This window comes from Pseudomonas sp. NPDC088429 (genome assembly GCF_044753305.1).
GTDB lineage: Bacteria > Pseudomonadota > Gammaproteobacteria > Pseudomonadales > Pseudomonadaceae > Aquipseudomonas > Aquipseudomonas rustica.
On the sequence record NZ_JBIVMX010000053.1, the window covers coordinates 17,340 to 38,529 of the forward strand.

Here is a 21,190-nt window from a genome sequence, read left to right on the forward strand (position 1 = left end):
TGGTTTTGTCGTCGGCGAGGCCTTCGCGATCCCAGTGGAATTGCACTTTGATGCGGCCGTATTGATCGCAGTGGATTTCTTCGCCTTTGGGGCCGGTGACCATGGCGGTCTGGCTGCCGAGTACGCGCGGTTTCGGGTGTTCGAGGGCCGGGCGGTAGAACACGTCCCACGGGGTGGCGAGGAAGGTGTTGCGGTAGCCCTGGTGGAAGTCGTCCTTGTTATTGGTGGTGTCGCTGGTCACGCCTTCTTCGAGGACTTGCGGCTGTTTGCCTTCGTGGGCGATTTCGGTGAGCAGCCACAGGTCGTTCCACTCGGTGCGCGGGTGGTCGGACATTTCCATGAAGTGGCCACTGACCAGTTTGGTCTGGTCGCCGCGCCCTTCGGCCTGACGGTAGTCGGCACGGTGGCGTTCGAGGGCGCGCTGGCTGAGGAACTTGCCGCGCGCGCGGTCGAGGAAGCGGCCGGGGTAGTCGTAGTCCTCCAGATCCGGTTCAGTGCTCTCGCCATCCGGTTTGTAGGCGGCTTCCATTTGCAGGCGCGGTTTTTCGAAGTCGTAGTCGCGGCGCATGGTGCGTGTGGTGCGGGTTTCCAGGCGCAGTTTGAAGCCTTTGATCACCGGTTCGTCGGCGACCATGCCGCTGCCTTGCACGTACGCGGTCGGCTGGCCGAGGTTCTGGAACACGGTCTGGTCATCGCCAAACACCAGCAGGTGGGCTTTTTCGCTGTGCTGAAAGTGGTAGTGAATGCCTTCCTCTTCACACAGGCGCTGGACGAAATGCAGGTCGGTTTCGTCGTACTGCACGCAGTAGTCGCGATCCGGGCACGGCTGGCTGAGCTGGAAGCTGTAGGCGTTGCTCTTGATGCCGTGTTCGTCGAGGATCAGCGCGATGATTTTCGGCGCCGACATCTGCTGGTAGATGCGCTGGTTGGTGCGGTGATGCAGGTATTGCAGCTGCGGCACGATGGAGATTTTGTAGCGGGTCAGGCGCTTGCCGGCATCGCCTTGAGCGACGCGATAAATCTGCCCATGAATGCCGGAGCCCTGCGGATCGAACGCGAGAAAGGCCTGCTTGTGCAGGAGTTTTTCCAGATCCAGATCGGGGTTTTCGCTGACCAGTTCGAGGTCGAAACGATACGGCTGGCTGACGCCTTCGGTGCCGGTGAACGACAGCACTTGCAGGTCGCCGACATAGTCTTCCACCGTCAGGCTGAAGTGGGTCTCGTTAGCTGAGTTGAACATTGTGTGCTCCCTGTTCGAATGTCATCCGTTACGCCCGAAAACGCAGGCGTTGCCGCCAGGACGAAGTGGCGCTCATGGCGTCACGCAATTGACCGGCAGTGATGCTGCGTTCTGCCGCATTGAAGCTCAGCGCTTTGCGCAGCGCGGGCCAGCAGTGTTTCGGTAGGTTTTTCGGCGCGTGCAGCTCGCGCTCCAGGTGTTCGTCGCGGGCCAGGGTCGAGGCCACGCGGCGGAACGGCGGCTTGCCGCCCGCCAGCTCGTAGATCACGCAGGCCACGCCGTACACGTCCGCGCCGGCCGACAACGGCTGGCCTTCAAGCAGTTCGGGGGCGGCGTAGCCCGGTGTCCAGGCGTTGAAACGTTCACGGCTCAGGTGCGGCAGACCGGGCAGCACGCCCTCCTCTGCCTGACCGAGGCCGAAGTCGAAGAGACGCAGGCCGTCTTCGCTGAGCATGACGTTGCTCGGTTTCAGATCACCGTGCAGCACGCCGCGACCGTGGGCATACGCCAACGTGTCGAGCAGCGGCAGGACGATGTCGCGCAGTTCTTTCCACGGCAGGCCGAGGGGCCGCTCGCAGAGCAATTTGTCCAGGGTCAGGCCACGCATGTATTCCATGGTGATAAAGGCCCGCTGGCAGTCGGTGTCGACTTCAAAAGTGTGTGCACGCACGACGTTGTCGTGGCGCAGGCGTCGGGTCAGGGCGAACTCGCTGTAGAGCAAGGCACTGGCGTCCGGCGATTCGGCAAATTCTTCGCTGAGGATTTTCAGCGCAACGTAAGGGTCGGGATCGCCAAACTGTTCGTGCAGCAGATCCCGCGCCCGGTAAACCGCGCCCATGCCACCGGCCCCGAGCAGACGCTCGAGGCGGTAGCGACCGGCCAACACATCGGGCAGCACACCGATGCTGGCCTTTTTAGGGGCCAGCGCAGGTTCGGCATTGTGCGACTTGGCGAAGGCGAAGTAGGTCAGGTTGCTGGCCTGTTCTTCGCTGATCAACAGGTCATCGATTGGCGATTCGATTTCACTCATTGGCGGATCACCACGGCAGTCAGGTTGTCCCGCGCGGAGCCCCGCAGGGCGCCGTCGAACAAACGTTCCAGCGCCACGTGCGGCGCGCTGAGGCTGAGGGCGTTGCCGAGGGCATCGCTGCTCAGGCCTTGGTACAAACCATCGCTGCAGAGCAAAAACGCGTCGCCCGGATAAACCTCGAGTTCCAGCACATCCAGGGTCAGTTGTTCGGCCGCGCCGACGGCTCGGGTCAAGGCATGAGCCGCCGGGTGCGCCGCCGCTTGATCGACGCTCATTTTCTGTTCGTCGATCAATTGTTGTTGCAGCGAATGGTCTTTGGACAGCTGATACAGACGCTGCCCGCGCCACAGATAACAACGGCTGTCGCCGGCCCAGATGCAGGCCGCGCGATTGCCTTCCACCAGCAGCGCCACAACGGTGCTGCCCATGACGCTGTCGTGACGGCCGGCGGTGACGGTCAACTCCTGCCCCAAACGCCGGTTCACCCAATGCAGGCACTGGCGAATGGCTTTGAGGCGTTCGTCGAAGTCATCGTGTGGCGGCAGTTCAGCCAGGCTGGCGACGATCAACTGGCTGGCGATGTCGCCACCCTGATGACCGCCCATGCCGTCCGCGACCACCCACAGCCCCTGCTGTGGCGAGTCGAGGAAGGCATCTTCGTTGCGCGCCCGCACCTTGCCCGGGTCGGTACGCGCCGCGCTGCGCCAGGCACTGGCCACGAGCATCAGAGCTGCACCGGCATACGGAAGGTGCGCAGTACGCCCATGTCGAACGGGTTCGGCGAGCGTTGGCTGGTCAGCAGGTAGTTGGCGCGCAGGCCACCCACGTCAGCTTTCAGCACCAGCACGTCGCGACCGTTCAGATACTCGGTCTGCATCAGATCAAACAGACGGAACAGCGACCACGGGCCGGAGTTTTTCTCGATGCCGATCGGACGCCCCGACATCTTGTCCATCACCAGACTGGTGCGACCGTCTTCAGCATCGGTTGGCCATTTGAACGACACCGGCACAATCGGGCCGTGACGGTATTCGATGGTCTTGTCGCCGAACTTGAACTCGGAACGGCTGACCGCCGGATCGAGGGTGTACGGCTCGAGTTTGAACTGCACGGTCGGCTCGGCCGGGTTGATCGAGAAGAAGCTCTTGCGAATGGTCAGTGCGGCGGCCATCTGATCGAGGTAAACCTTGGACACCGGCAGGCTGTGGCCATCGACGCTACGCATGCGGTAGTTGCCCGGATCGCCACTGACGAACGGACGCATGTAGTTGTCGAAGAAGCGGTCAGCGATGCCTTGATCCTTGAAGAACTCGCGGAAGTCGGCGATCGCCACGTCGCTGGTGCTGGTAGCGCTGAACGGATAACGCTTGCTGATGGTTTTGCCATACACGCTGTACAGCTCGTTTTGATAACGGCCGTTCATGTATTGGTACGCATCGTTCAGCACCAGACGCCACGAGTCTTCGGCCAGCACGTTGAACCACACGCTCAGCGGACGCGGCAGACGACCGGAGGCATTGCGCAGGTTGGTCAGCGCATCACGCTGGCCGCTCATGCGGGTTTTCGCCAGTTCGAACGCGGCTTGTTCCGGCGAGCTGGAACGGGCCAGGCTGGCCAGTTGCAGTTGCAGGTCGTTGAGCGCGTTGAGCGCCGGCGTCAGGTCAGCGGCCGGGCCGTTGTTGTCATCGAGCAAACGATGCAGCGGCTCGAAGCGACGTTGCAGCGACTTCTTCGCGGTGTCCGGCAGGTTCTTCGCAACGGTCAGGGCCGAAGCCTTGTCTGCTGCGGCGGCCGCCAGTTTACCGACCTTGCCCAGTTTGCCTTTCTGCTCGGCCAGCGCATCAGCCGCATCGGCGGCTTGATCCACCGGGTCAGCAACAGCCTGGAAGCGGGTGTTCTCGCGCACTTCCGTGAGCAAGGCGAGCACCGGCGAGTTGGCCGACGTCAGGCCCGCCAGTTGCTCGGCGCCTTCACCGGCGTCGTTGATCGGCGGCAGTGCCACCTGGCCAACGGCTTCGCTCCAGTAGTTGGCGTAGTCACGGAAATACAACTGCTCAAGCTCGACCATCAGACGACGCAAGTCCATGTCGCTGATGCCCGCGCCTTCGCCGAGCACCCAGTTGTCACGCAGGATGTCGGTGACCAGATTCGCGCCCTGCACCGAAAAATACTGCTGATAACCCTCTTGGGTGTAGAAGCCCGGAATCACGTAATCGGTGCCGATAAACAGCGAGCCTTGTGGGCCGAGGTGTTGGCTGAAACGGTATTCCGGCAGATTGCGCGCCTGCTCGCGGAGCATGCGATACACGACGTTGGCCAGCGATTCGCTGCGCAATACCTGCCGCGCCTGCGCGACCAATTGGTCGTTAAGCGGGTAGATGAAAGGCTGCTTCAGCAGGCGTTCGAGGTGAGTATTCAGACCGTTCTGCACCGCGGTGTTGCCGGTGTAGCGCTGCGACCAGTCAGTGGCGATCCAGTCCTTGAGCCACGCCGCGTCGCGACGATCCTTCATGTTCAGCATCAAGTACGCGCGCAGGCTGTTGAGCAGCTTTTCACGATCCTGCAAATTGGCGCGGATCTGCCCTTCGAGCTGGGATGCAACCCGTGGCAGCAACTGCGCTTGCAGCTCACGCTCGTAGGCGTCGGCGACCGGCGGATTGACGTCTTCGCCCTGATACAGACCGCCACGTTCGTGATACGAAACGTCGCCCTTTTTCGGGAACACCTGGGTCGCGGCGTAACTGGTGTCGAGGGTTTTCAGCACGCCCATCGCATCATCACGCGGGGTCAGTGCCGAACGTTGCTGCGTCCAGTTCTGCGCCAGCGTACGAAGGTTTTCCAGACGCTCGTAGTTGGCCGAGAAACCACCGGCCCAGAGCACGCCGAACAGTGCCAACGACGCCAGTGCGCCGATGTACAACGCACGCTGGCCCCAATGGATGCGGCTGCGTTCACGCTTGTCGAGACCGGCAAGATCCGCCTCAGGGAAAATCACCCGGCTGAGCAAGTGGTGAATGAATCGCGAACGACCGCTGCGCAGCGTCGGTAGCACACCGGCGCTCATGCCCAGACTCGCGCCGATGCCGGCGGTGGTCGAATCCATTTCCTGGGTCAGGTGCGGTGCGCTGGTCAGGTAGAAACCACGCAGTTGCGTGGCACGCTGATAACGGTTGCCAGTGAACGCCATGTCGACGAACAGGCACAGGCGCTCGCCGATCTGCCCGAGTTGATGCGGGAAGTCGAGGATGCGGCCACGGCGCTGGGTGTCGCGCTCGGAGTGCATGCGCATGATCACCTGGCTGTTGAGGCGACGCAGCAGCTCTTCGAATTCGTTGCGCAGTACCGCGACGTCGGTGCCGACCTGATCCTTGCGGAAACTGGTGCCGAGCACCTGATCGCTTTCTTCACGGCTCAGCTGATCGAAGAATTCGTCGAAGCCCAGCAGCTTGTCAGCCTTGCTCAGCACCAGATACACCGGCACGTCGACGTGCAGTTTCTGATGCACGTCTTGCAGACGGCCACGCACCTGACGCGCGAGGGTGTCGATGTCTTGCTCGCTACCGCCGAGCAGGGTTTCCACCGGAATGGTCACCAGCACACCGTTCAAAGGACGGCCACGGCGACGCTTGCGCAGCAACTCGAGCAAGGTCGTCCAGGCGCTGCTGTCGACTTCGGCGTCCGGCTGCGTCAGGTAACGGCCGGCGGTGTCGATCAGCACACCGTGGTCGGCGAAGTACCAGTCGCAATGACGAGTGCCGAGGGTGTCACGGGTCAGCTTGCGGTCGATCTTGTTGATCGGGAATTCCAGACCGGAAAAGTCCAGCAGACTGGTCTTGCCGGAGCCCTGCGGGCCGATCAGCAGATACCACGGCAAGTCACTGCGCCAGCGCTCGCTGCGGCCACGATAGAGGCTGGACGTCTTCAGGGTTTTCAGCGCGTCTTTGAAGCGCGCCTTCAACTCTTTCTGCTCTTCGTCGATCAACTCTTCACGGCGGATGCGATCCTGACCGTCTTCGCTTTCTTCTTCGGCTTTCTTGCGGATACCGGCGCGCCAGCTGACGAAGACCATGACCAGGCCCCAGATCAGGAACAGCACGGCAATGGTCAGCAGGCGGGAGGTCGGGCTCTCCCAGAACTTGTAGTCATCGACCGCCAATAGCGGGCCGACGAACCACACCAACAGCGCCACGAACAGCACCAGCAGCAGAGTCCAGACCCAGGTCTGGCGCAGGAAGGCGCCGACTTTCTTGAAAAACTTTTTCATCACACGTCCCTGTTTACGGCTGCGACTGCGGTTGCACCGCGGCCGGATCAAGCGGCTGATAAGGTTGCAGAACGGTGTCGCGCTGCTCGCCTAGAACCCAGGCGAAGCCCGAATACATCACCACCAGACAGACCAGCGTGAACAACACCACCATCCACGCCGGCACGATGCGCACCAGACTGCGGCGCTGATCGTTGAGGCCTTCCCAGTGCGGCGACAACTCGCGCGGCACGTCGCCACGCAACTGACGAATCTGACGGTACAAGGCGTCGCGGATGCCTTCGAGTTCGAGCATGCCGCGTGCCTGTACGCGGTACTTGCCCTCGAAACCGAGGGACAGGCACAGGTACATCAGCTCAAGCATCGGCAGGTGTTTGACCGGGTTTTTCGACAGCCGATCGAGCAGTTGGAAAAACTTCTCACCGCCGAAGGTTTCGTTGTGGAAGCTGCTGAGCAGGCTCATCTGCGACCACTCGCTTTCGTTGCCCCACGGCGTGGTCACGACGGCTTCGTCGACGACGGTGCAGAGCACGTAACGCGCGGCCATCACCTGACTGCTTTCGGCGCCGTTGTGCAGGGCGCGCACTTCAAACAGCTTGAGCCCGGCGGTCAGACGCTCGTTGAGCGCGTACAAGTCTTCGCGGCTTTCGCTGTGCTTGAGGCGCACCACTTCCGAGAGCAAATCGGAGGACGCGGCCACCAGCGAATTGAGGCTGATATTGAACGACTCTGCCGGGCGCAGGCGCGCGGCGTAGATCATCCGTTCTTCCAGTTGTTCGAAGCGCGGTGGCGCGGCGAAATCGGTCAGCGGACTCGACGCCGGGCCATGGCCCTGACGGTCGAGCAGGACGGTTTTGTCGTCCTGGTTGTGTTCCATGTCCTTGATCATGTCGGTCAGTTCCTGATGGCCCAGAATTTCAGTTCAAGCTCGGCGAATTCGCCGGACACGTGGAACGCGAAACCGCCGGAGCGTTCCAGTTGTGCCAGGTCTTCGGAACTGAGTTCGAGAATGAAATAGGTTTTGTTGGAGTGGAACGCGATCTGCCGCGGGGCCACCGGCAACGGTTTGACCTTGATCCCCGGCAAATGCAGGTTGACCAGTTGGCGGATGCGCTCCACCGGGCCGACCTTGAGGTGCGCCGGCAAGCGGTGGCGCAATTCTTCGGAGTCGCAGTTGGCACTCGCTGCCAGCACGAACGACGCGGTGCCGAGCAGTTTGTGGTCGTGCAACGGCGAAACGATGATGCCGTACTGACGCGCTTGCAGGATCAGTTCGATGGCGTGCTGTTCGAGCACCATCGACAGCACCTGACGAATCGCTTCCATCAGTTTGCGGAAGCTGCCGCCCTGATCGGCGTGGGAATAACGGCTGTCCAGACGCGGGCGTTTGCTCTCGCCGGAGAACGTCGCCAGATCGCCAAGCATGGTCAACAGCGTGCGGTACAACTCTTCCGGATGAACCTGCTCCAGACCGAGGTAGTGACGCAGCAGCAGCTCGGTGCGGTTGATCAGTTGCAGCATCATGAAGTCGCCAACCTCAGCGCCGCCGACCTTGCCGTTGGAGCGAATCCGCTCGGCAATCGTGTCGCCACGGTGGTTGAGCATGCTGATGACTTCTTTCAGGCACGACAGCAGATAGCTGGACGCGTGAGCCTGAATGTAGGTCGGCACGAAATCCGGATCGAGGCTGATCACGCCGTCGGGCGTGGTGTCGAGCACGTCGCAGATTTTCAGTTTTACGTAGGCCTGATCGCTCTGCTGCTCGCCGAGCATCAGTTTGAAATCCGGGCGACCGCAGCTGACCTGGCTGGCGGAATCGTCGCCGGCGTTGGAGTCAGCCACCTCAGCGTCGTACGCGGTGAAGCGCGCGAGCACGTCGGACTGCTCCGGACGGCGCGCCTCGATGTGGTTACCGGTGACCAGCGGCAGCGCCAGAAAAATCGGCGTGTTGCCGGTGTTCGGCGGTACGTCCAGCGCCAGCGGTTCGGTATTGCCGCCGAGCTCGAACAGGCTGCCGTCCGGAAGAATCCCCGAAGCCTGGCTGACCACCACTTTGCCCATGTTGAGGAACTGCAGGTCGATCTCCAGATTGAGGAAACCCCAGGTGTAACTGCCCAGCAACTGGGTGCGGGTTTTCATCTGGTGATCGTAATAGCGATCGTTGTGCTGGAAGTGCTGCGGCCGCAGCAGCATGCCTTCCTGCCAAATGACTTTATGGGTATTCATGATCAGTTATCCGCCTTGGCGAGCGTTTCTTGGCTGTTGCGGATACCCGTCTGATCGAGGGTCAGATCAGCCTCGGTAAGTTCCTGCGGGGTGACCTGCACGGTGTAGCGCCACTCGGTTTCCGGCAGATCGCGGTAAGCGGCGAGCACGCCCACGTACCGGCTGCCCTCCTCGACGCTGAGCTTCAGCTCGACGGTTTCACCCGGGCGCAGTTCGAGTTCTTCGGTGGCCACCAGATCCGGGTTGAGGGATTCCTTGGCGCGCTCGTAGAGGCTGAAGAAGTCAGCGTTTTCGAAGGTCACCGGGTGTTTGAGTTCAAACAGGCGCACCACGATCGGCGAAGGACGGCCGTTCAGATCGGGGTTCAACTGATCGCTGCCGGTCAGTTTCAGATTGACCTTGGTCACGTTCGAGTACGGCGATAGCGACGAGCAACCGGCGAGCAACGCCAGCAAAGTGAGCGCAGTCAGCGTCTGGAAAAAAGCGGTCGAGCGGCGAGACATGCGCATCATCCTTGGTGGTCGGTGTGGAGGGTGGAAATCAGGCGGATCTGTTCTTCGTAGGCCTGAGCGAAGTCGCGGGCCAACAGGCGCTCGCTCCAGTCATCGTCCTGACGCAGTGCCTGGTGATAACGGCCGAACGCTCTCCAGCGCCCACCCGATGTTGCGATCAGCGGCTTGTTGTCGCGCTCGAAACGCAGGGTCAATTGCTCCGGCGAGAAGTGCTCCAGCGTGCCGCGTACGGCGGCGCGGCTGGCGGTCAGCAGCGCCACCTGATGCGCCTGCAAATCACGGAACGCGCGGGAGATCGCTTGCTCGGCCGGCAGATGACCGGGCTTGCTTGGCTGCAACAGAATCTCCAGTGCTTCGCTCGGATCGACGGCGAATTTCAGTGGGTTCTTGTTGGTGCCCTGGACGATAGTCTGGGCCAGACGCAGCTCGTTTTTCAGCTCCGAGCGGGTGCGCAGGCTCTGTTGTAAACCGCCGACGCTCTGACGCAGCAAACGCGCGGCATTCAGTGCCAGCGCTTCGCGTTCGTCGTGGCTGAGGCCTTTGACGTCGACACCCAGCGCGGCGCCGAAGTGCTCCCAGAAACCTTCGCTTTGCCGTTCAACAGGCTTCGGCGCCGGCGCGGGTTCAGGCTCGACGGGAGCGGCGATCAGCTCCGGCACCATCAGGCTTTCCATGTCGATGCGCGCGTAGTCGGCACGCTGACGGGAATCCTCGGGCTTGGCAGTCGGCGCCAGCAATTCGTCGATTTCCGAGTACACGCGCTCTTGCTGTTCGATGGCATTGAGCGGGTCGAGGTCGAGGAATGCGTCGTCAGGGATGATGCTGCCCGCCGCGCGCGGACGGCCGGCTTCACCGTCGAACATGGCCGGGTCACGCACCAGTCGCGCACGAATCTCGAAGTCGCCCAGCACGTAGGTGCTGCCGTGCTCGATGCGCACCGGTTCGCCCTTGTGCAGACGTGCGCCGCTGCCGCCGTCCTGAATGCCGTTGCTGCTGCTGTCGGTCAGGAAAAACGAGCCTTCGCGGTAGCTGACAATCGCGTGGTGATTGGACAGGTGACGCTTGCGGTCAGGGATGATCCAGTCGCAATCCTCGCCCCGCCCGATCACGCCACCGGCCTGTTTGAAGGTCTTCTGGCACAACTCCGTGGGCACGAATTGCTTGGTGTTCAGCATTTCGAAAACCAATTCCATGTTTGCTGCTCCTTGCAATCACTTACCGCGATTGGCCGCTTGCGGATCACCCAGCGGGCGATAGTCGTTGTCGTTGAATTTGTAGTTGCCGCTACAGCCGCCAAGGCCGCATAGAACGACGAGGGTCAGCAGGACAGCGTGCCAGTGACGAACAGACATCAGAGGGTCTCCAGGGGTAGACAAAGCACAAAGCGCCGGCCCTTGCGGGCGGCGCCGTTATTAGCGAATTTGTTGGTTTGGGAGGCTCTAGATCGCAGCCTCCAGCCACTTTTGGGAGGAATGTTGATCCCCTGTGGTGAGGGGACTTGTCCCCGATGGGGTGCGCAGCGCCCCCAAAACCTGTGACCCGGTTTCTGCAGGGAAACCGCGTTTGCCGGACTGCGGCTGCTGCGCAGCCGATCGGGGATAAATCCCCTCGCCACAGGGGAATCAACAGCCTCAAGGAATTCATTGGCCGTGGGAGTGCGGGACAAGGCGATCACTTTCTGCTCAACCATCGAAGTCACCCAAATTGATATTCAGGCGGCCGAGGCGGTATAGCAGTGTGCGGCGTGGCAGGCCCAGTTCGCGGGCGGCGAGGGTCTGGTTGCCGTCGTTTTTGCGCAGGCAGTTGAGCAGTAGCGTGCGCTCGACTTGCTCCAGGCGTTCACGCAGATTCAGGCTGCTGTTGTCTTCGGGCACCGGCTCCATGCGCAGGGAGAAATGCTCGGCCAGCAACTCGCCGCCCTCGCACAACAGCACCGCGCGCTCGACCAGCGCTTTCAGTTCGCGGACGTTGCCGGGGAAGGTGTAACCCGCCAGATGCTGCAACGCCGCGTCCGACCAACGCACCGGATCTCGCTGCAAATACGCGCAGGCCTTTTCGGCGAAATGCCGCGCCAGGTCGAGGATGTCGCCTTCGCGCTGACGCAACGCCGGCAGCACAATCGGGAATTGCGCGAGGCGGTAGTACAAGTCCTCGCGGAATTTGCCTTCGCTGACCAGCACCGACAGATCGCGGTGAGTCGCGGCGATGATGCGCACGTCGATCTTGTGCGTGTCGTTGGAACCCAGCGGACGAATCTCGCCTTCCTGCAACACGCGGAGTAATTTCGATTGCAGCGACAGCGGCATGTCACCGATCTCATCGAGCAACAGCGTGCCGCCGTTGGCCGCGTCGAACAGCCCGGCGCGGCCGCGATCGGCGCCGGTAAAGGCGCCCTTGCGATAGCCGAACAGCTCGCTTTCCAGCAGGTTCTCAGGGAACGCCGCGCAGTTCTGCACGATGAACGCCTGCGAGCGACGCGGCCCGCAATCGTGAATCGCCCGCGCGACGACTTCCTTGCCGGTGCCGGTTTCGCCGCGCAACAGCACGGTGTACGGGCTGTGCAGGACTTTGCCGATCAGCGAGTAGGTCTGGCGCATCGCGGTGCTTTTGCCAATCAAGCCGTAACCGCTGATGCTCGGCACGCTGCGCGCCACCGGTGCCGACACATCGCGTGGCTGACGCAGACGCTGGAGCAAATGCAGTTGGCCGAGCACGAACGAGCCGAGCTGCCCGAGCGAATCGGCGAAGCCTTGCAGGTCGGTGCGACGGCGGCTGGCGCAGAGCAGCAAGCCTTCGACAGCCTTGTGCTGATTGACCAGCGGCACGCACAACAGCGACTGCCACGGCGAGGCCACCGCCGGCAGAAAACTGGTTTCGTGCAGGCTGCCGCTCAAGTCGTCGAGGCACACCACGCGGTTCTGGCACAGGGCGAATTGCAGCAGTTGCTCACCGTTGTAATCCGCCGGCAGGCTCGCCGCTTCACGCGGTTGCAGGGCGCCGTCGAGGCATTCGGCGTTCATTCCCAGGCAGGTGTGGGTGGCGTCGAGCAGATACAACTGCGCCAGTTCGCAACCGCTCAACTCGGCCAAGCCGCGCACGAAGTCACCCAGCAGCGCAGCACCGTCCGCCGCGCGCGACAGACTGGCGAACTGCGCCAGCAACGCTTCGGCATACACCAGCGGCTGCGGCACTTGAGTGAACATCACGCCCACCTCAGGCGAACTCGCACGTCACACTGGCTTCGCCGTCGAGCGTGGCGTGCACGCGCTTCAGGCTTTCACCGGTGGCCATGGCGTCGAGCAGACGATCGGCCACCAGCGGCAGCACGTGTTGATCGAGCAGATGATCGATCAGGCGCGCGCCGCTGTCGCTTTGCGTGCAGCGCTCGGACAAGTGATCGACAAGGTTCTGGCACCAGCTGAAATCCAGCTGACGACGGTTGAGGCGCTCGCCGAGACGACCGAGTTTGATCTCGATCAGCTCGCGCAATACCGGGCCGCCGACCGGGTAGTACGGCACCACTTTCATCCGCGCCAGCAGCGCCGGTTTGAAGTGTTTGCTGAGCACCGGGCGAATGGTTTCTTCGAGCACTTCGGCGGTCGGCCGCGCGCCGTTTTCGCAAAGGTCGCTGATGCGATCGCTGCCGAGGTTCGAGGTCATCAGGATCAACGTGTTGCGGAAGTCGATCTCGCGACCTTCGCCATCGTTGGCCACGCCTTTGTCGAAGATTTGGTAGAACAGGTTGAGCACGTCCGGATCGGCCTTCTCGACTTCATCGAGCAGCACCACCGAGTACGGTTTCTGCCGCACGGCTTCGGTGAGCATGCCGCCCTCGCCGTAGCCGACGTAGCCTGGCGGTGCGCCGATCAGGCGCGAGACGGTGTGCTTCTCCTGGAACTCGGACATGTTGATGGTGGTGATGAAACGGTCGCCGCCGTACAGCAGATCAGCGAGGGCCAGCGCGGTCTCGGTTTTACCGACGCCGCTCGGGCCGACCAGCAGGAACACGCCGACTGGCGCATCAGGTTTGTTCAGGCCGGCAGCGGTGGCGCGCATCGAGCGATCCAGTGCGTGCACGGCTTGTTCCTGACCGCGAATGCGCGTGCGCAGATCGGTGGCGAAACTGGCGACTTTGGCGTTGTGCTCGCGAGCCAGTTGCGCCAACGGCACGCCAGTCCAGGCGCTGATCACTTCGGCGACCAGACGCGGGCACACTTCGAAACTGACCAGACGTTCTTTGACCTGGGCGGCAGTCAGGGCGCTGTGGGTTTCGTTGAGCTGCGCTTCCAGCGCTTCGACGCTCTGGCCTTCTTCGACCTCGGCGGCGAGGGTTTCGATGACGGTGCCTTCGGCGTCTTCTTCAACGCTGAGCACCGGTTCAACGGCGGCGGCTTCGCGAGCCGTGGCCAGTTGCTGACGCAGATCGAGCAGGCGCTCGGCCAGGATTTTCTGTTCAGTCCACAGGGTTTCCAGCGCGACCATTTCGTCTTCGGCGTCGTTGAGACGTGCTTCCAAAGCCTCCAGCGCTTCGTGATCGATCAGCAGACCGGCCTCGGCGTCACGGCGCAGGGCCTGACGCTGACGGCCACCTTCAGCCAGTTCGCCACGCAGGCGCTCAAGGCTTTCCGGGGCAGCGGCGAGGCTGATGCGTACGCGGGCGCAAGCGGTGTCGAGGACATCAACGGCTTTGTCCGGCAGTTGCCGACCGGCCAGGTAACGTGCGGACAATTCCGCCGCCGAAACCACCGCGTCATCACGCAGGTAGATGCCATGGCTCTTCTCGTAAACCTGGGCCAGGCCACGGAGGATGGTCACCGCTTCGCTGACGGTCGGTTCGTGCAATTGCACCGGTTGGAAACGACGGGCCAGCGCCGGGTCTTTCTCGAAGTATTTCTTGTACTCGGCCCACGTGGTCGCGGCGATGGTGCGCAGTTCGCCACGGGCCAGTGCCGGTTTCAGCAGGTTGGCCGCATCGGAACCGCCAGCATTGCCGCCCGCGCCGATCAGCGTATGCGCTTCGTCGATAAACAGAATGATCGGTTTTGGCGAAGCTTTGACTTCGTCGATCACGCCTTTGAGACGACGTTCGAATTCACCTTTGACGCTGGCGCCGGCCTGCAACAGGCCCATATCCAGCGACAGCAGTTCAACGCCTTTGAGCACTTGCGGCACTTCACCGGCGGCGATGCGCGAAGCCAGACCTTCGACGATGGCGGTCTTGCCGACACCGGCCTCACCGACGACGATCGGGTTGTTCTTGCGGCGACGGGCGAGGATGTCGACCATCTGCCGAATCGCGCCGTCACGGCACAGCACCGGGTCGAGTTTGCCGTCGCGGGCCTGTTGGGTCAGGTTGTGGGTGAAGCGCTGCAACAGCGACTCGCCCTGCGCGGCCGGTTTGCCGTTGGCCGACGGTTGCTCCTGTTGCGACAGGGCAAATTCTTTCAGGCGATCGATGTTCAGCTTGGCGAGCAGCGGCTGATAACGGCTGCCGGCGTAACGCATCGGGTTGCGCAGCAGCGCGAGGATCAGCGCGGCGTCTTCAACCTGGGTCTGACCGAGTTCGAGGTTGGCCACCAGCAACGCATCTTGCAGCCACTGCACCAGTTCCGGGGCGAACACCGGGTTGCGCGAAGCGCTGTGCTCGACGCGCGATTGCAGCGCCGCGCTGAGTTCACCGGCGTCGACATCGGCGTCTTGCAACGCGCGGGCAAGCAAGCCGTTCGGACGTTCGAGCAGGCCGAGCATCAAGTCTTCGACGAGGATTTTGCTACCGCCACGGGCGACGCAACGCTCGGCCGAACGCTCCAGATCACGACGGGTTTCGGCGTCCAGCGCCTGGATGAGTTGTTGCAGGTCTACGTTGATCATGGCTCACGTCCTTAATGAATTTTGCTGCCCAGGGTCACCACGCCGTCCGCTTTTTCGCGGCCCAGCCAACTGGTCCAACCGAGGCGACAGGCGTTCTGCTCACCGATGCGCAGTTCGCGGATTTCTTCCTGGCGCAGCACCAGGCGGATGTCGTAATCGAGCGGGTCACGCAGGGTGAACCGCACCAGCGCGCAGAGCGGCTGGTAGCCGAAACCGATCGGCAGGAATTCATGGAATCGCTGCCAGTCGAGTTCGGTGATATGAATGCGGAATTTGCCGCTGCGGTCGCGCACGTGCTCGCCGAGCACCAGGTCTTCGCCGAGCAGGCTGTTGGCACGGCCCAAACGATTGCGCTGTTCTTCGAGAATCTCGACGCGGCGCTCGATGCACTGCTCGATGACCAGATCTTCGTGCTTGAAGTAGTAACGCAACACGGCTTCGATCAGCGCCGCCGAGTGCGCCCGCAGACTGAGCAAACCGAGGTACGGCAGCAGGCGTTTCCAGTTGAGTTCCTTGGCCTTGCGAATCTCTTCGCCACCGAGGCCAATCAGCGCAAACAACTGCGCCGAAAACGGATCGAGCGCGCCGCTCTGGAAGCTTGCGCGGTAGCGGTATTTGCGCCAGATCGGCAGCATCAGCCGTTGCAGGCGATGGTGGAACAGGTCGAGGAAGTTGCGCGTCGGGTTGCCGTCTTCGCTATCGCCCAGCGCCTGTTCGCCATAGAACGCCGGCAGCGGCGAACCGGAACCGACCAGGCCGATCAGGTTGAAACGCATGCGCGCGCGCATCTGCCCGTGCTCTTCGAAAAACTCCACGCGATCGACGTCGCTGCCGGGAAAACCCAGGCTCGGATTGGCCTGGAATTCCAGCTGATCGTACAAATCGTCTTCGCTCAGGTACGGGTGTGCCTCGCGCAGCCGATCGATCACCAGCAGCACTGCCTGAAACAGCGAGTACTCGCGTATCGCCTTGGTGAGCCCGCTTAAAGCAGGGGCTGCAGGCCCATACGTGGTGTCCATTGGTACACCTCTCCCTGTGTGCTTTTTACTCGCAGCTCGTGGAATGAATTGAGACTGGCGTAAAGCGCGAAAAACTCGTTAAGAACCGAAGCGAAGACGAACAGATCGCCTTCGCCGATGTACCCTTCCGGGTCGATGGTCAGCTCGGTGCGCAAGCCGCGCACCGGCAAGCCACGGTGCAAGCGATCGACGTGGTGATGCTTGATATTCTTCAGGCCGCCGAGCAGGCGTTTGCTGACTTTTTCCGCGTGCTGGTCGTAGTAGCGCGGCAAGTCGTAGGTTTCCAGAATCACCTTCAACGCATTGACGTCCGCCAGCGACAAATAGTTAAGCGACATGTTGCTGATCAGCTTCCACAGGAAGTCGCGGTTCAGCGGCGGCGCGAAGCTCGACGTGGCCGGGGTGATGTTGCGGAAACTGAGGAACTCCGGCGTCTCTTCGCAGGCCACACAGATGTCGCCGAGCTTGAGCTTGCGCGGCAGATTCTGGTTGGTGCAGATCAGCTCGATCGACAGGGTTTCGTGGGCTTCGGTGTGGCGAATGCCGAAGCTCAAATAAGTGTCGAGGCCGTCGTGCAGCAACGATGAACGCTGGCGAATGCTGTAATGCGGACGGCTGTTGGGCACGTCGAAACTCGGGTCGTGCTCGAAGGATTCGAACGGCACGTATTCCTGATAACCGAGACCGCCGGGCTTCCAGCCCGTCACGGTTTCCACCGAGAACACACCGCAGTTTTCCAGATCGTATTCCGCCGGCAGCAACAGGTATTCGTCCTGCTTGCCGTCGAGACGAATCGGCAAGGCATCGTGGGCAAACAGGTTGGCGATCGGCGTGCAAAACAACTTCACGTTATCCAGCGTCGGGCGCATGCGCAGGATGCCGCTCTTGCGAATGTCGAAGCGCAATTCCAGGCCACGCATCTGCTTGAGGGTGTCCTGCGGCAGCGCGTTGAGGATGTCCAGACCGTTGACGTCGACGAAGAGGAATTTGTCCTGAAAGGCGAAGTATTCCTGCAGGTAGCGATAGCCACGGAAGGTATTCAGCGGATACGGGATCAACGCTTCTTCTTCGGCAAAGCCCACCGGGGTGACCCGGTCACCGGGAATTTTGAACGCCATCGGCTTGCCGCTGACGCCATCAATTGGCTTGCCGGCGCCGTCGAGCGGGATCAGCTCAATGCCTTCGAGGTTGCGCAGCAGGCTCAGGTACAACATCTGGCTGATGTAACGCTCGCCAGCAAAGTGCAGACGCAGCTTGCTCAGTTCCAACTCACCGAGGTGGCCGTCGGCACTCATTTCCAAACGCAGACTCAGCAGCGAGCCGTCGCCCTTCACCGAGTAATTCAACGCCGCGAGATCCAGCGGCAACACCTCGGTCGGGTAGCAAGTGCGGAAGCGGCAACGCACGTCTTCGATCGGCTTGCTCTCCACCGGCGTATCACGCTCGACCACCAGCGCCGGGCCCGAACGCTTGAGTGGATCGAACTGCAAAATGCTGAACGCCGGCAGCGGGCGCATGTAGTTGGGCCAGAGCAATTGCATCAGCGAATGGCTGAGCTCAGGCAACTCGTCGTCGAGCTTCTGGCGCAAACGCCCGGTGAGAAACGCAAAGCCTTCGAGCAACCGCTCCACGTCCGGATCCCGCCCGGCCTGCCCCAGATACGGCGCCAGCGCCGGACTACGCTCGGCGAAACGGCGACCGAGTTGGCGCAGTGCGGTGAGTTCGCTTTGGTAGTAGTGGTTAAAGGACACGGGTTACCTGCCTGAAAAATGAACTCATAAAAAAAACGCTCCGCCACCGAAATGCCGGTTCATTTTTGACCGCCGCCTTCTGCGGCGCACCACGTGGCATGGTCAAGCCGATCAAATGGCGGACATGCATTGGATTTACGAATGAATACGTAAGGCGCTGCGGGCTCGTAGGAGAAGTAGTAATAGTTCTTACCATCCTCGCCATAGATCCAGTAATTCGACGACCCCTCATTTATCTCATAAGGCTTGAATGAAAAAATGGAGGATTCAGACGGGATGAAGTTAACACCATCCATCAACATCATGAGCGCATTAGGAAACACGTTTGTCAGTGAAAACAAAGCCACAGCAAGAATTGCGACAGACAGCTTCATGAGCTTGCGCCTACATACTTCATCATTTGAAAAATATAATAGAGCTGCACTCATCATTTCACCTTTCTCGATTTCCAAATCACGAGCTTACTACCATTTGGAACAGCCACCTTTTTTGATACGCCACATAACAGGGCTTATCACAAGCATCTCTAACGCTTGTCGGAAAACAGTAAAAACTTACTCAAGACTTTAAAAGCAACAACCGTAACAACTGAAAAAAATGCGCCAACCACTAAAACATAGGGAATATAAGTTAACCACAAAAACATCATACCCAGACCAGCTAGCCTGCCAAACGCCAAACATCCGATGCCATAAACAACCCAAGGCACACCATAAAACGGGATAAAAACTACAGGAGCCCACCAAGCAAGACGTACGACTTCAAGCTCAGTTCTCCTAGAAATCAAACGAGTAGAAAAGACCGCGAATAACACATAGGCCACCAGCCCGAAACCAAGAACGTATATAAGGACGAACTGTTCCATCCCACCACGTAGCGGGCTGGAAAAATAGAAAGCATCAAGCAACAGCAAAACCGGCAACACCACCATTGGCAACCAAATCGCTGTTTTAAAATAACTCACATACGTCATTTCAACGTCGGCTCGGTAGAGTCGTCCGGCATAGGCTCTTCCCAGATACCCATCCAGCGGCCATCGTTCGGACTAAGATTTTTGAAAAAATTATTCCACTCCTCAATCGGCCGCATTTCCAGAGCTTCTTTTTTTAACTTTCGCCTTCTCATCTCGTTTCCAAGAGTGCCTTTGAAGTTCCCCTCTTCATCAACTTCTATGCGAATCGCCGAAGAGATCATCGGATACTTCTTATCACCAAATAGCGCAACAAGAGCTGCAGCCTTCCGAACATGCACACCTAAAAAAACAGATTTTCCAGAAGCATCAGTAATAAAAGCCTCACAGTTCGGAAATCCATCACCAGTTATATATGTCACTACATCTAAATGCTTCGCCACTCGATCGAACGTCATTATAACTTTGTAACTTACGTCCAGGCTTGGCACGAATGTCATTCCTGTCAATTTTTTTGTTTCCGCTGAAAATGGAAAAGCGTGATTCTCACCTGCGTAACCACCATCAACCCAAACAGTAGTGACTGCACCCTTTTCACTTTTAATTGATGGCCAGCTTCCGCCTTTGGGCTTTAACTCTGCATCATAGTGAGTATGTTCTTCACCCGCCTTCCCGGAATCATTCGACTCCGTTTGCGTATTAACAACTTCGTTCGTTGCCAGCTTTACAAAAAACCTATGCCATACACGTGAAGTTATTAGCGTACCTTGAGCGCCAGAGAGGCCGCTTGGCTTTAACGAAAAGCCGCGTGCATCACCTTCGAAGTAAAAGCCGCTCCACCCAAACGTTTTCCCTGGGTGAAACGATCTTATATTGAATTCATAAGTTGAAAGCTTTGCTAATTTTACGGTCGCGACCTGCCCCTCACGATTGGTAGAAGGGGTGGAAGGAGCCTCCGCCAGAGGCGTAACGTTAGACATTCGCGACTCCTGCTGGAGGAAGCAGGGAAATTTTCAATATCTGGGAAGCTTTACCGGTGCTAACAGCTTTGGTGTGGCCGTTGACGTCCGTCACGCCCTCATAAATCTCACCTGACTCGGTCTCCAATCGGTAGCCGTAATTTGCCACCGGGCTACCTTCGTCGTCCCTCAAAACGAAAAAGTCATTGAAATAGCCAGGCATTGGAACTGGCGGCACAAACGTCACCGGCGTATGCGAATTGCCAATAATCACCGTCCCGGACCCAGCCGTAACCTTGTTCCCATGCGAACCCACCGAACCGACCGTTGCAGCAGGTTTGCCGTTAATCAAAACCGTGGTCGCCAGATCGCCGACCATCGCACCACCACACGCCGAGGCATCGCCTTGGCGGGCGGCCGCGAGGCCGTCGAAGAACACGTCGCCGGAACCGGCGGCGATCGGGTTGGTGCCGTGGCCGGGGAGCGGGCAAGCGGTGGGGTCGGATACGCGTGCTGCGGGTTTGCCAGACATCGGGAATCTCCTTAGTTGACCTTCACTTGACCGCTGCCATCCAGGCGCGCGGCGAAACTGACCTGTCGCTTGAAACCATCCACTTCCAGCAGGCCTTCGATGCTGAAGGCCAGACGCAGTTGATCGTGGTCACGCGGCAGGGAAATGACACGCACGTTGCTCAGGCGCGGCTCGTAGGCTTCGATGAAGCATTCGATGGCCAGACGGGCCTGACTCAGGGAGTCGTGCAGGCTCAGACGCATGTCATTGAGATCGGGCAACCCGTAGTCGGACAGCGTTTGCACGCTGCCGGCCCGGGTGCTGAGCATTTTGGCCAGATGGGCAGCCACGGACGCCATGGCGGAAACCTCGCGGCTCCAACCACTGCGTTTTTCTGCGTCGCCATTAAGGCGTTCGAAAAGGCTGCCGTATCCGTCCATGAGTCGCTCTTACTCTTTGTCCAGCTTGCCAACCAGCGACAGGGTGAAATCGGCACCCATGTACTTGAAGTGCGGACGCACGTTCAAGCTCACGCGGTACCAGCCCGGCTCGCCTTCAACGTCGCTGACGATGATTTGCGCAGCGCGCAGCGGACGACGGCCACGCACTTCGGCGCTCGGGTTTTCCTGGTCGGCAACGTACTGACGGATCCACTTGTTCAGTTCCAGCTCGAGGTCGGTACGTTCTTTCCACGAACCGAGTTGCTCGCGCTGCAGCACTTTCAAGTAGTGAGCCAGGCGGTTGACGATCTTCATGTACGGCAGTTGAGTGCCGAGCTTGTAGTTCTGCTCTGCAGCCTTGCCTTCAGCGCTGATGCCGAAGAACTTCGGCTTCTGCACCGAGCTGGCGGAGAAGAAAGCCGCTTAGTCGTAGCCATAGCGCATGTTCAGGGAGAAG

18 protein-coding genes and 1 pseudogene are annotated in these 21,190 nt (G+C 60.3%); all 19 read right to left on the reverse strand.

The window, feature by feature from the left end; genetic code table 11:
- Positions 1-1,240 (reverse strand): type VI secretion system tip protein TssI/VgrG (tssI, locus tag ACIP66_RS21755; protein ID WP_400650752.1); only part of this gene is annotated, 1,240 nt, incomplete at its 3' end.
- Positions 1,241-1,268: 28 nt separating this feature from the next.
- The gene (locus ACIP66_RS21760; protein WP_159814426.1) at positions 1,269-2,270 is read right to left on the reverse strand and encodes a serine/threonine-protein kinase; all 1,002 of its coding nucleotides are present in this window, start codon (positions 2,268-2,270) and stop codon (positions 1,269-1,271) included.
- Positions 2,267-2,995 carry a PP2C family serine/threonine-protein phosphatase gene (locus ACIP66_RS21765; protein ID WP_212545357.1) on the reverse strand — a complete coding sequence of 243 codons (729 nt, stop codon included), beginning with the start codon at positions 2,993-2,995 and terminating at the stop codon, positions 2,267-2,269. Before ACIP66_RS21765 ends, ACIP66_RS21760 begins: the two co-directional genes overlap by 4 nt.
- A complete protein-coding gene (tssM, locus tag ACIP66_RS21770) occupies positions 2,995-6,534 on the reverse strand; it encodes a type VI secretion system membrane subunit TssM (RefSeq protein WP_400650755.1) in 3,540 nt (1,179 codons plus the stop codon). Before tssM ends, ACIP66_RS21765 begins: the two co-directional genes overlap by 1 nt.
- A 13-nt stretch (positions 6,535-6,547) precedes the next feature.
- Positions 6,548-7,423: a type IVB secretion system protein IcmH/DotU gene (gene icmH / locus ACIP66_RS21775; protein ID WP_053125083.1), complete on the reverse strand. Its 876-nt coding sequence runs from the start codon at positions 7,421-7,423 to the stop codon at positions 6,548-6,550.
- Positions 7,424-7,428: 5 nt separating this feature from the next.
- Positions 7,429-8,760 carry a type VI secretion system baseplate subunit TssK gene (tssK, locus tag ACIP66_RS21780; RefSeq protein WP_400650758.1) on the reverse strand — a complete coding sequence of 444 codons (1,332 nt, stop codon included), beginning with the start codon at positions 8,758-8,760 and terminating at the stop codon, positions 7,429-7,431.
- A 2-nt stretch (positions 8,761-8,762) separates the two neighbouring features.
- Positions 8,763-9,263, reverse strand: coding sequence for a type VI secretion system lipoprotein TssJ (tssJ, locus tag ACIP66_RS21785; protein WP_053125087.1), 501 nt, complete (start codon positions 9,261-9,263; stop codon positions 8,763-8,765).
- A 5-nt stretch (positions 9,264-9,268) separates the two neighbouring features.
- A complete protein-coding gene (gene tagH, locus ACIP66_RS21790; RefSeq protein ID WP_400650761.1) occupies positions 9,269-10,465 on the reverse strand; it encodes a type VI secretion system-associated FHA domain protein TagH in 1,197 nt (398 codons plus the stop codon).
- An 18-nt stretch (positions 10,466-10,483) separates the two neighbouring features.
- Positions 10,484-10,624, reverse strand: coding sequence for a hypothetical protein (locus tag ACIP66_RS21795; RefSeq protein ID WP_053125091.1), 141 nt, complete (start codon positions 10,622-10,624; stop codon positions 10,484-10,486).
- A 330-nt stretch (positions 10,625-10,954) separates the two neighbouring features.
- The gene (locus tag ACIP66_RS21800; RefSeq protein WP_400650764.1) at positions 10,955-12,475 is read right to left on the reverse strand and encodes a sigma-54 interaction domain-containing protein; all 1,521 of its coding nucleotides are present in this window, start codon (positions 12,473-12,475) and stop codon (positions 10,955-10,957) included.
- A 10-nt stretch (positions 12,476-12,485) separates the two neighbouring features.
- A complete protein-coding gene (tssH, locus tag ACIP66_RS21805) occupies positions 12,486-15,143 on the reverse strand; it encodes a type VI secretion system ATPase TssH (RefSeq protein ID WP_400650767.1) in 2,658 nt (885 codons plus the stop codon).
- Between the two features lie 11 nt (positions 15,144-15,154).
- Positions 15,155-16,162: a type VI secretion system baseplate subunit TssG gene (tssG, locus tag ACIP66_RS21810; protein WP_053125097.1), complete on the reverse strand. Its 1,008-nt coding sequence runs from the start codon at positions 16,160-16,162 to the stop codon at positions 15,155-15,157.
- Positions 16,126-17,913: a type VI secretion system baseplate subunit TssF gene (gene tssF, locus ACIP66_RS21815; protein ID WP_053125099.1), complete on the reverse strand. Its 1,788-nt coding sequence runs from the start codon at positions 17,911-17,913 to the stop codon at positions 16,126-16,128. Before tssF ends, tssG begins: the two co-directional genes overlap by 37 nt.
- A gap of 59 nt (positions 17,914-17,972) precedes the next feature.
- Positions 17,973-18,287 (reverse strand): hypothetical protein, encoded by a 315-nt coding sequence (locus ACIP66_RS21820; RefSeq protein ID WP_400650771.1) that lies wholly within the window; start codon positions 18,285-18,287, stop codon positions 17,973-17,975.
- A gap of 152 nt (positions 18,288-18,439) precedes the next feature.
- On the reverse strand, positions 18,440-18,877 hold the full coding sequence (locus ACIP66_RS21825) for a hypothetical protein (protein ID WP_400650774.1): 438 nt from the start codon (positions 18,875-18,877) through the stop codon (positions 18,440-18,442).
- 5 nt (positions 18,878-18,882) lie between these two features.
- Positions 18,883-19,803 carry a hypothetical protein gene (locus tag ACIP66_RS21830; RefSeq protein WP_400650777.1) on the reverse strand — a complete coding sequence of 307 codons (921 nt, stop codon included), beginning with the start codon at positions 19,801-19,803 and terminating at the stop codon, positions 18,883-18,885.
- Positions 19,796-20,314 carry a PAAR domain-containing protein gene (locus ACIP66_RS21835; protein ID WP_400650779.1) on the reverse strand — a complete coding sequence of 173 codons (519 nt, stop codon included), beginning with the start codon at positions 20,312-20,314 and terminating at the stop codon, positions 19,796-19,798. The genes ACIP66_RS21830 and ACIP66_RS21835 overlap by 8 nt, the downstream gene beginning before the upstream one ends.
- An 11-nt stretch (positions 20,315-20,325) precedes the next feature.
- Entirely contained in the window at positions 20,326-20,733 is a 408-nt protein-coding gene (tssE, locus tag ACIP66_RS21840) for a type VI secretion system baseplate subunit TssE (protein WP_053125113.1), read from the reverse strand.
- 9 nt (positions 20,734-20,742) lie between these two features.
- Positions 20,743-21,190 (reverse strand): annotated as a pseudogene (locus ACIP66_RS21845) (type VI secretion system contractile sheath large subunit); the annotation flags it as partial.

Excerpts from the sequence above, each read along its gene's own strand:
- ACIP66_RS21760 (WP_159814426.1), bottom strand. The coding sequence starts at position 2,270 with ATGAGTGAAATCGAATCGCCAATCGATGACCTGTTGATCAGCGAAGAA.
- ACIP66_RS21765 (WP_212545357.1), bottom strand. The coding sequence starts at position 2,995 with ATGCTCGTGGCCAGTGCCTGGCGCAGCGCGGCGCGTACCGACCCGGGC.
- tssM (WP_400650755.1), bottom strand. The coding sequence starts at position 6,534 with ATGAAAAAGTTTTTCAAGAAAGTCGGCGCCTTCCTGCGCCAGACCTGG.
- icmH (WP_053125083.1), bottom strand. The coding sequence starts at position 7,423 with ATGATCAAGGACATGGAACACAACCAGGACGACAAAACCGTCCTGCTC.
- tssK (WP_400650758.1), bottom strand. The coding sequence starts at position 8,760 with ATGAATACCCATAAAGTCATTTGGCAGGAAGGCATGCTGCTGCGGCCG.
- tssJ (WP_053125087.1), bottom strand. The coding sequence starts at position 9,263 with ATGTCTCGCCGCTCGACCGCTTTTTTCCAGACGCTGACTGCGCTCACT.
- tagH (WP_400650761.1), bottom strand. The coding sequence starts at position 10,465 with ATGGAATTGGTTTTCGAAATGCTGAACACCAAGCAATTCGTGCCCACG.
- ACIP66_RS21795 (WP_053125091.1), bottom strand. The coding sequence starts at position 10,624 with ATGTCTGTTCGTCACTGGCACGCTGTCCTGCTGACCCTCGTCGTTCTA.
- ACIP66_RS21800 (WP_400650764.1), bottom strand. The coding sequence starts at position 12,475 with ATGTTCACTCAAGTGCCGCAGCCGCTGGTGTATGCCGAAGCGTTGCTG.
- tssH (WP_400650767.1), bottom strand. The coding sequence starts at position 15,143 with ATGATCAACGTAGACCTGCAACAACTCATCCAGGCGCTGGACGCCGAA.
- tssG (WP_053125097.1), bottom strand. The coding sequence starts at position 16,162 with ATGGACACCACGTATGGGCCTGCAGCCCCTGCTTTAAGCGGGCTCACC.
- ACIP66_RS21820 (WP_400650771.1), bottom strand. The coding sequence starts at position 18,287 with ATGAAGCTGTCTGTCGCAATTCTTGCTGTGGCTTTGTTTTCACTGACA.
- ACIP66_RS21830 (WP_400650777.1), bottom strand. The coding sequence starts at position 19,803 with ATGTCTAACGTTACGCCTCTGGCGGAGGCTCCTTCCACCCCTTCTACC.
- ACIP66_RS21835 (WP_400650779.1), bottom strand. The coding sequence starts at position 20,314 with ATGTCTGGCAAACCCGCAGCACGCGTATCCGACCCCACCGCTTGCCCG.
- tssE (WP_053125113.1), bottom strand. The coding sequence starts at position 20,733 with ATGGACGGATACGGCAGCCTTTTCGAACGCCTTAATGGCGACGCAGAA.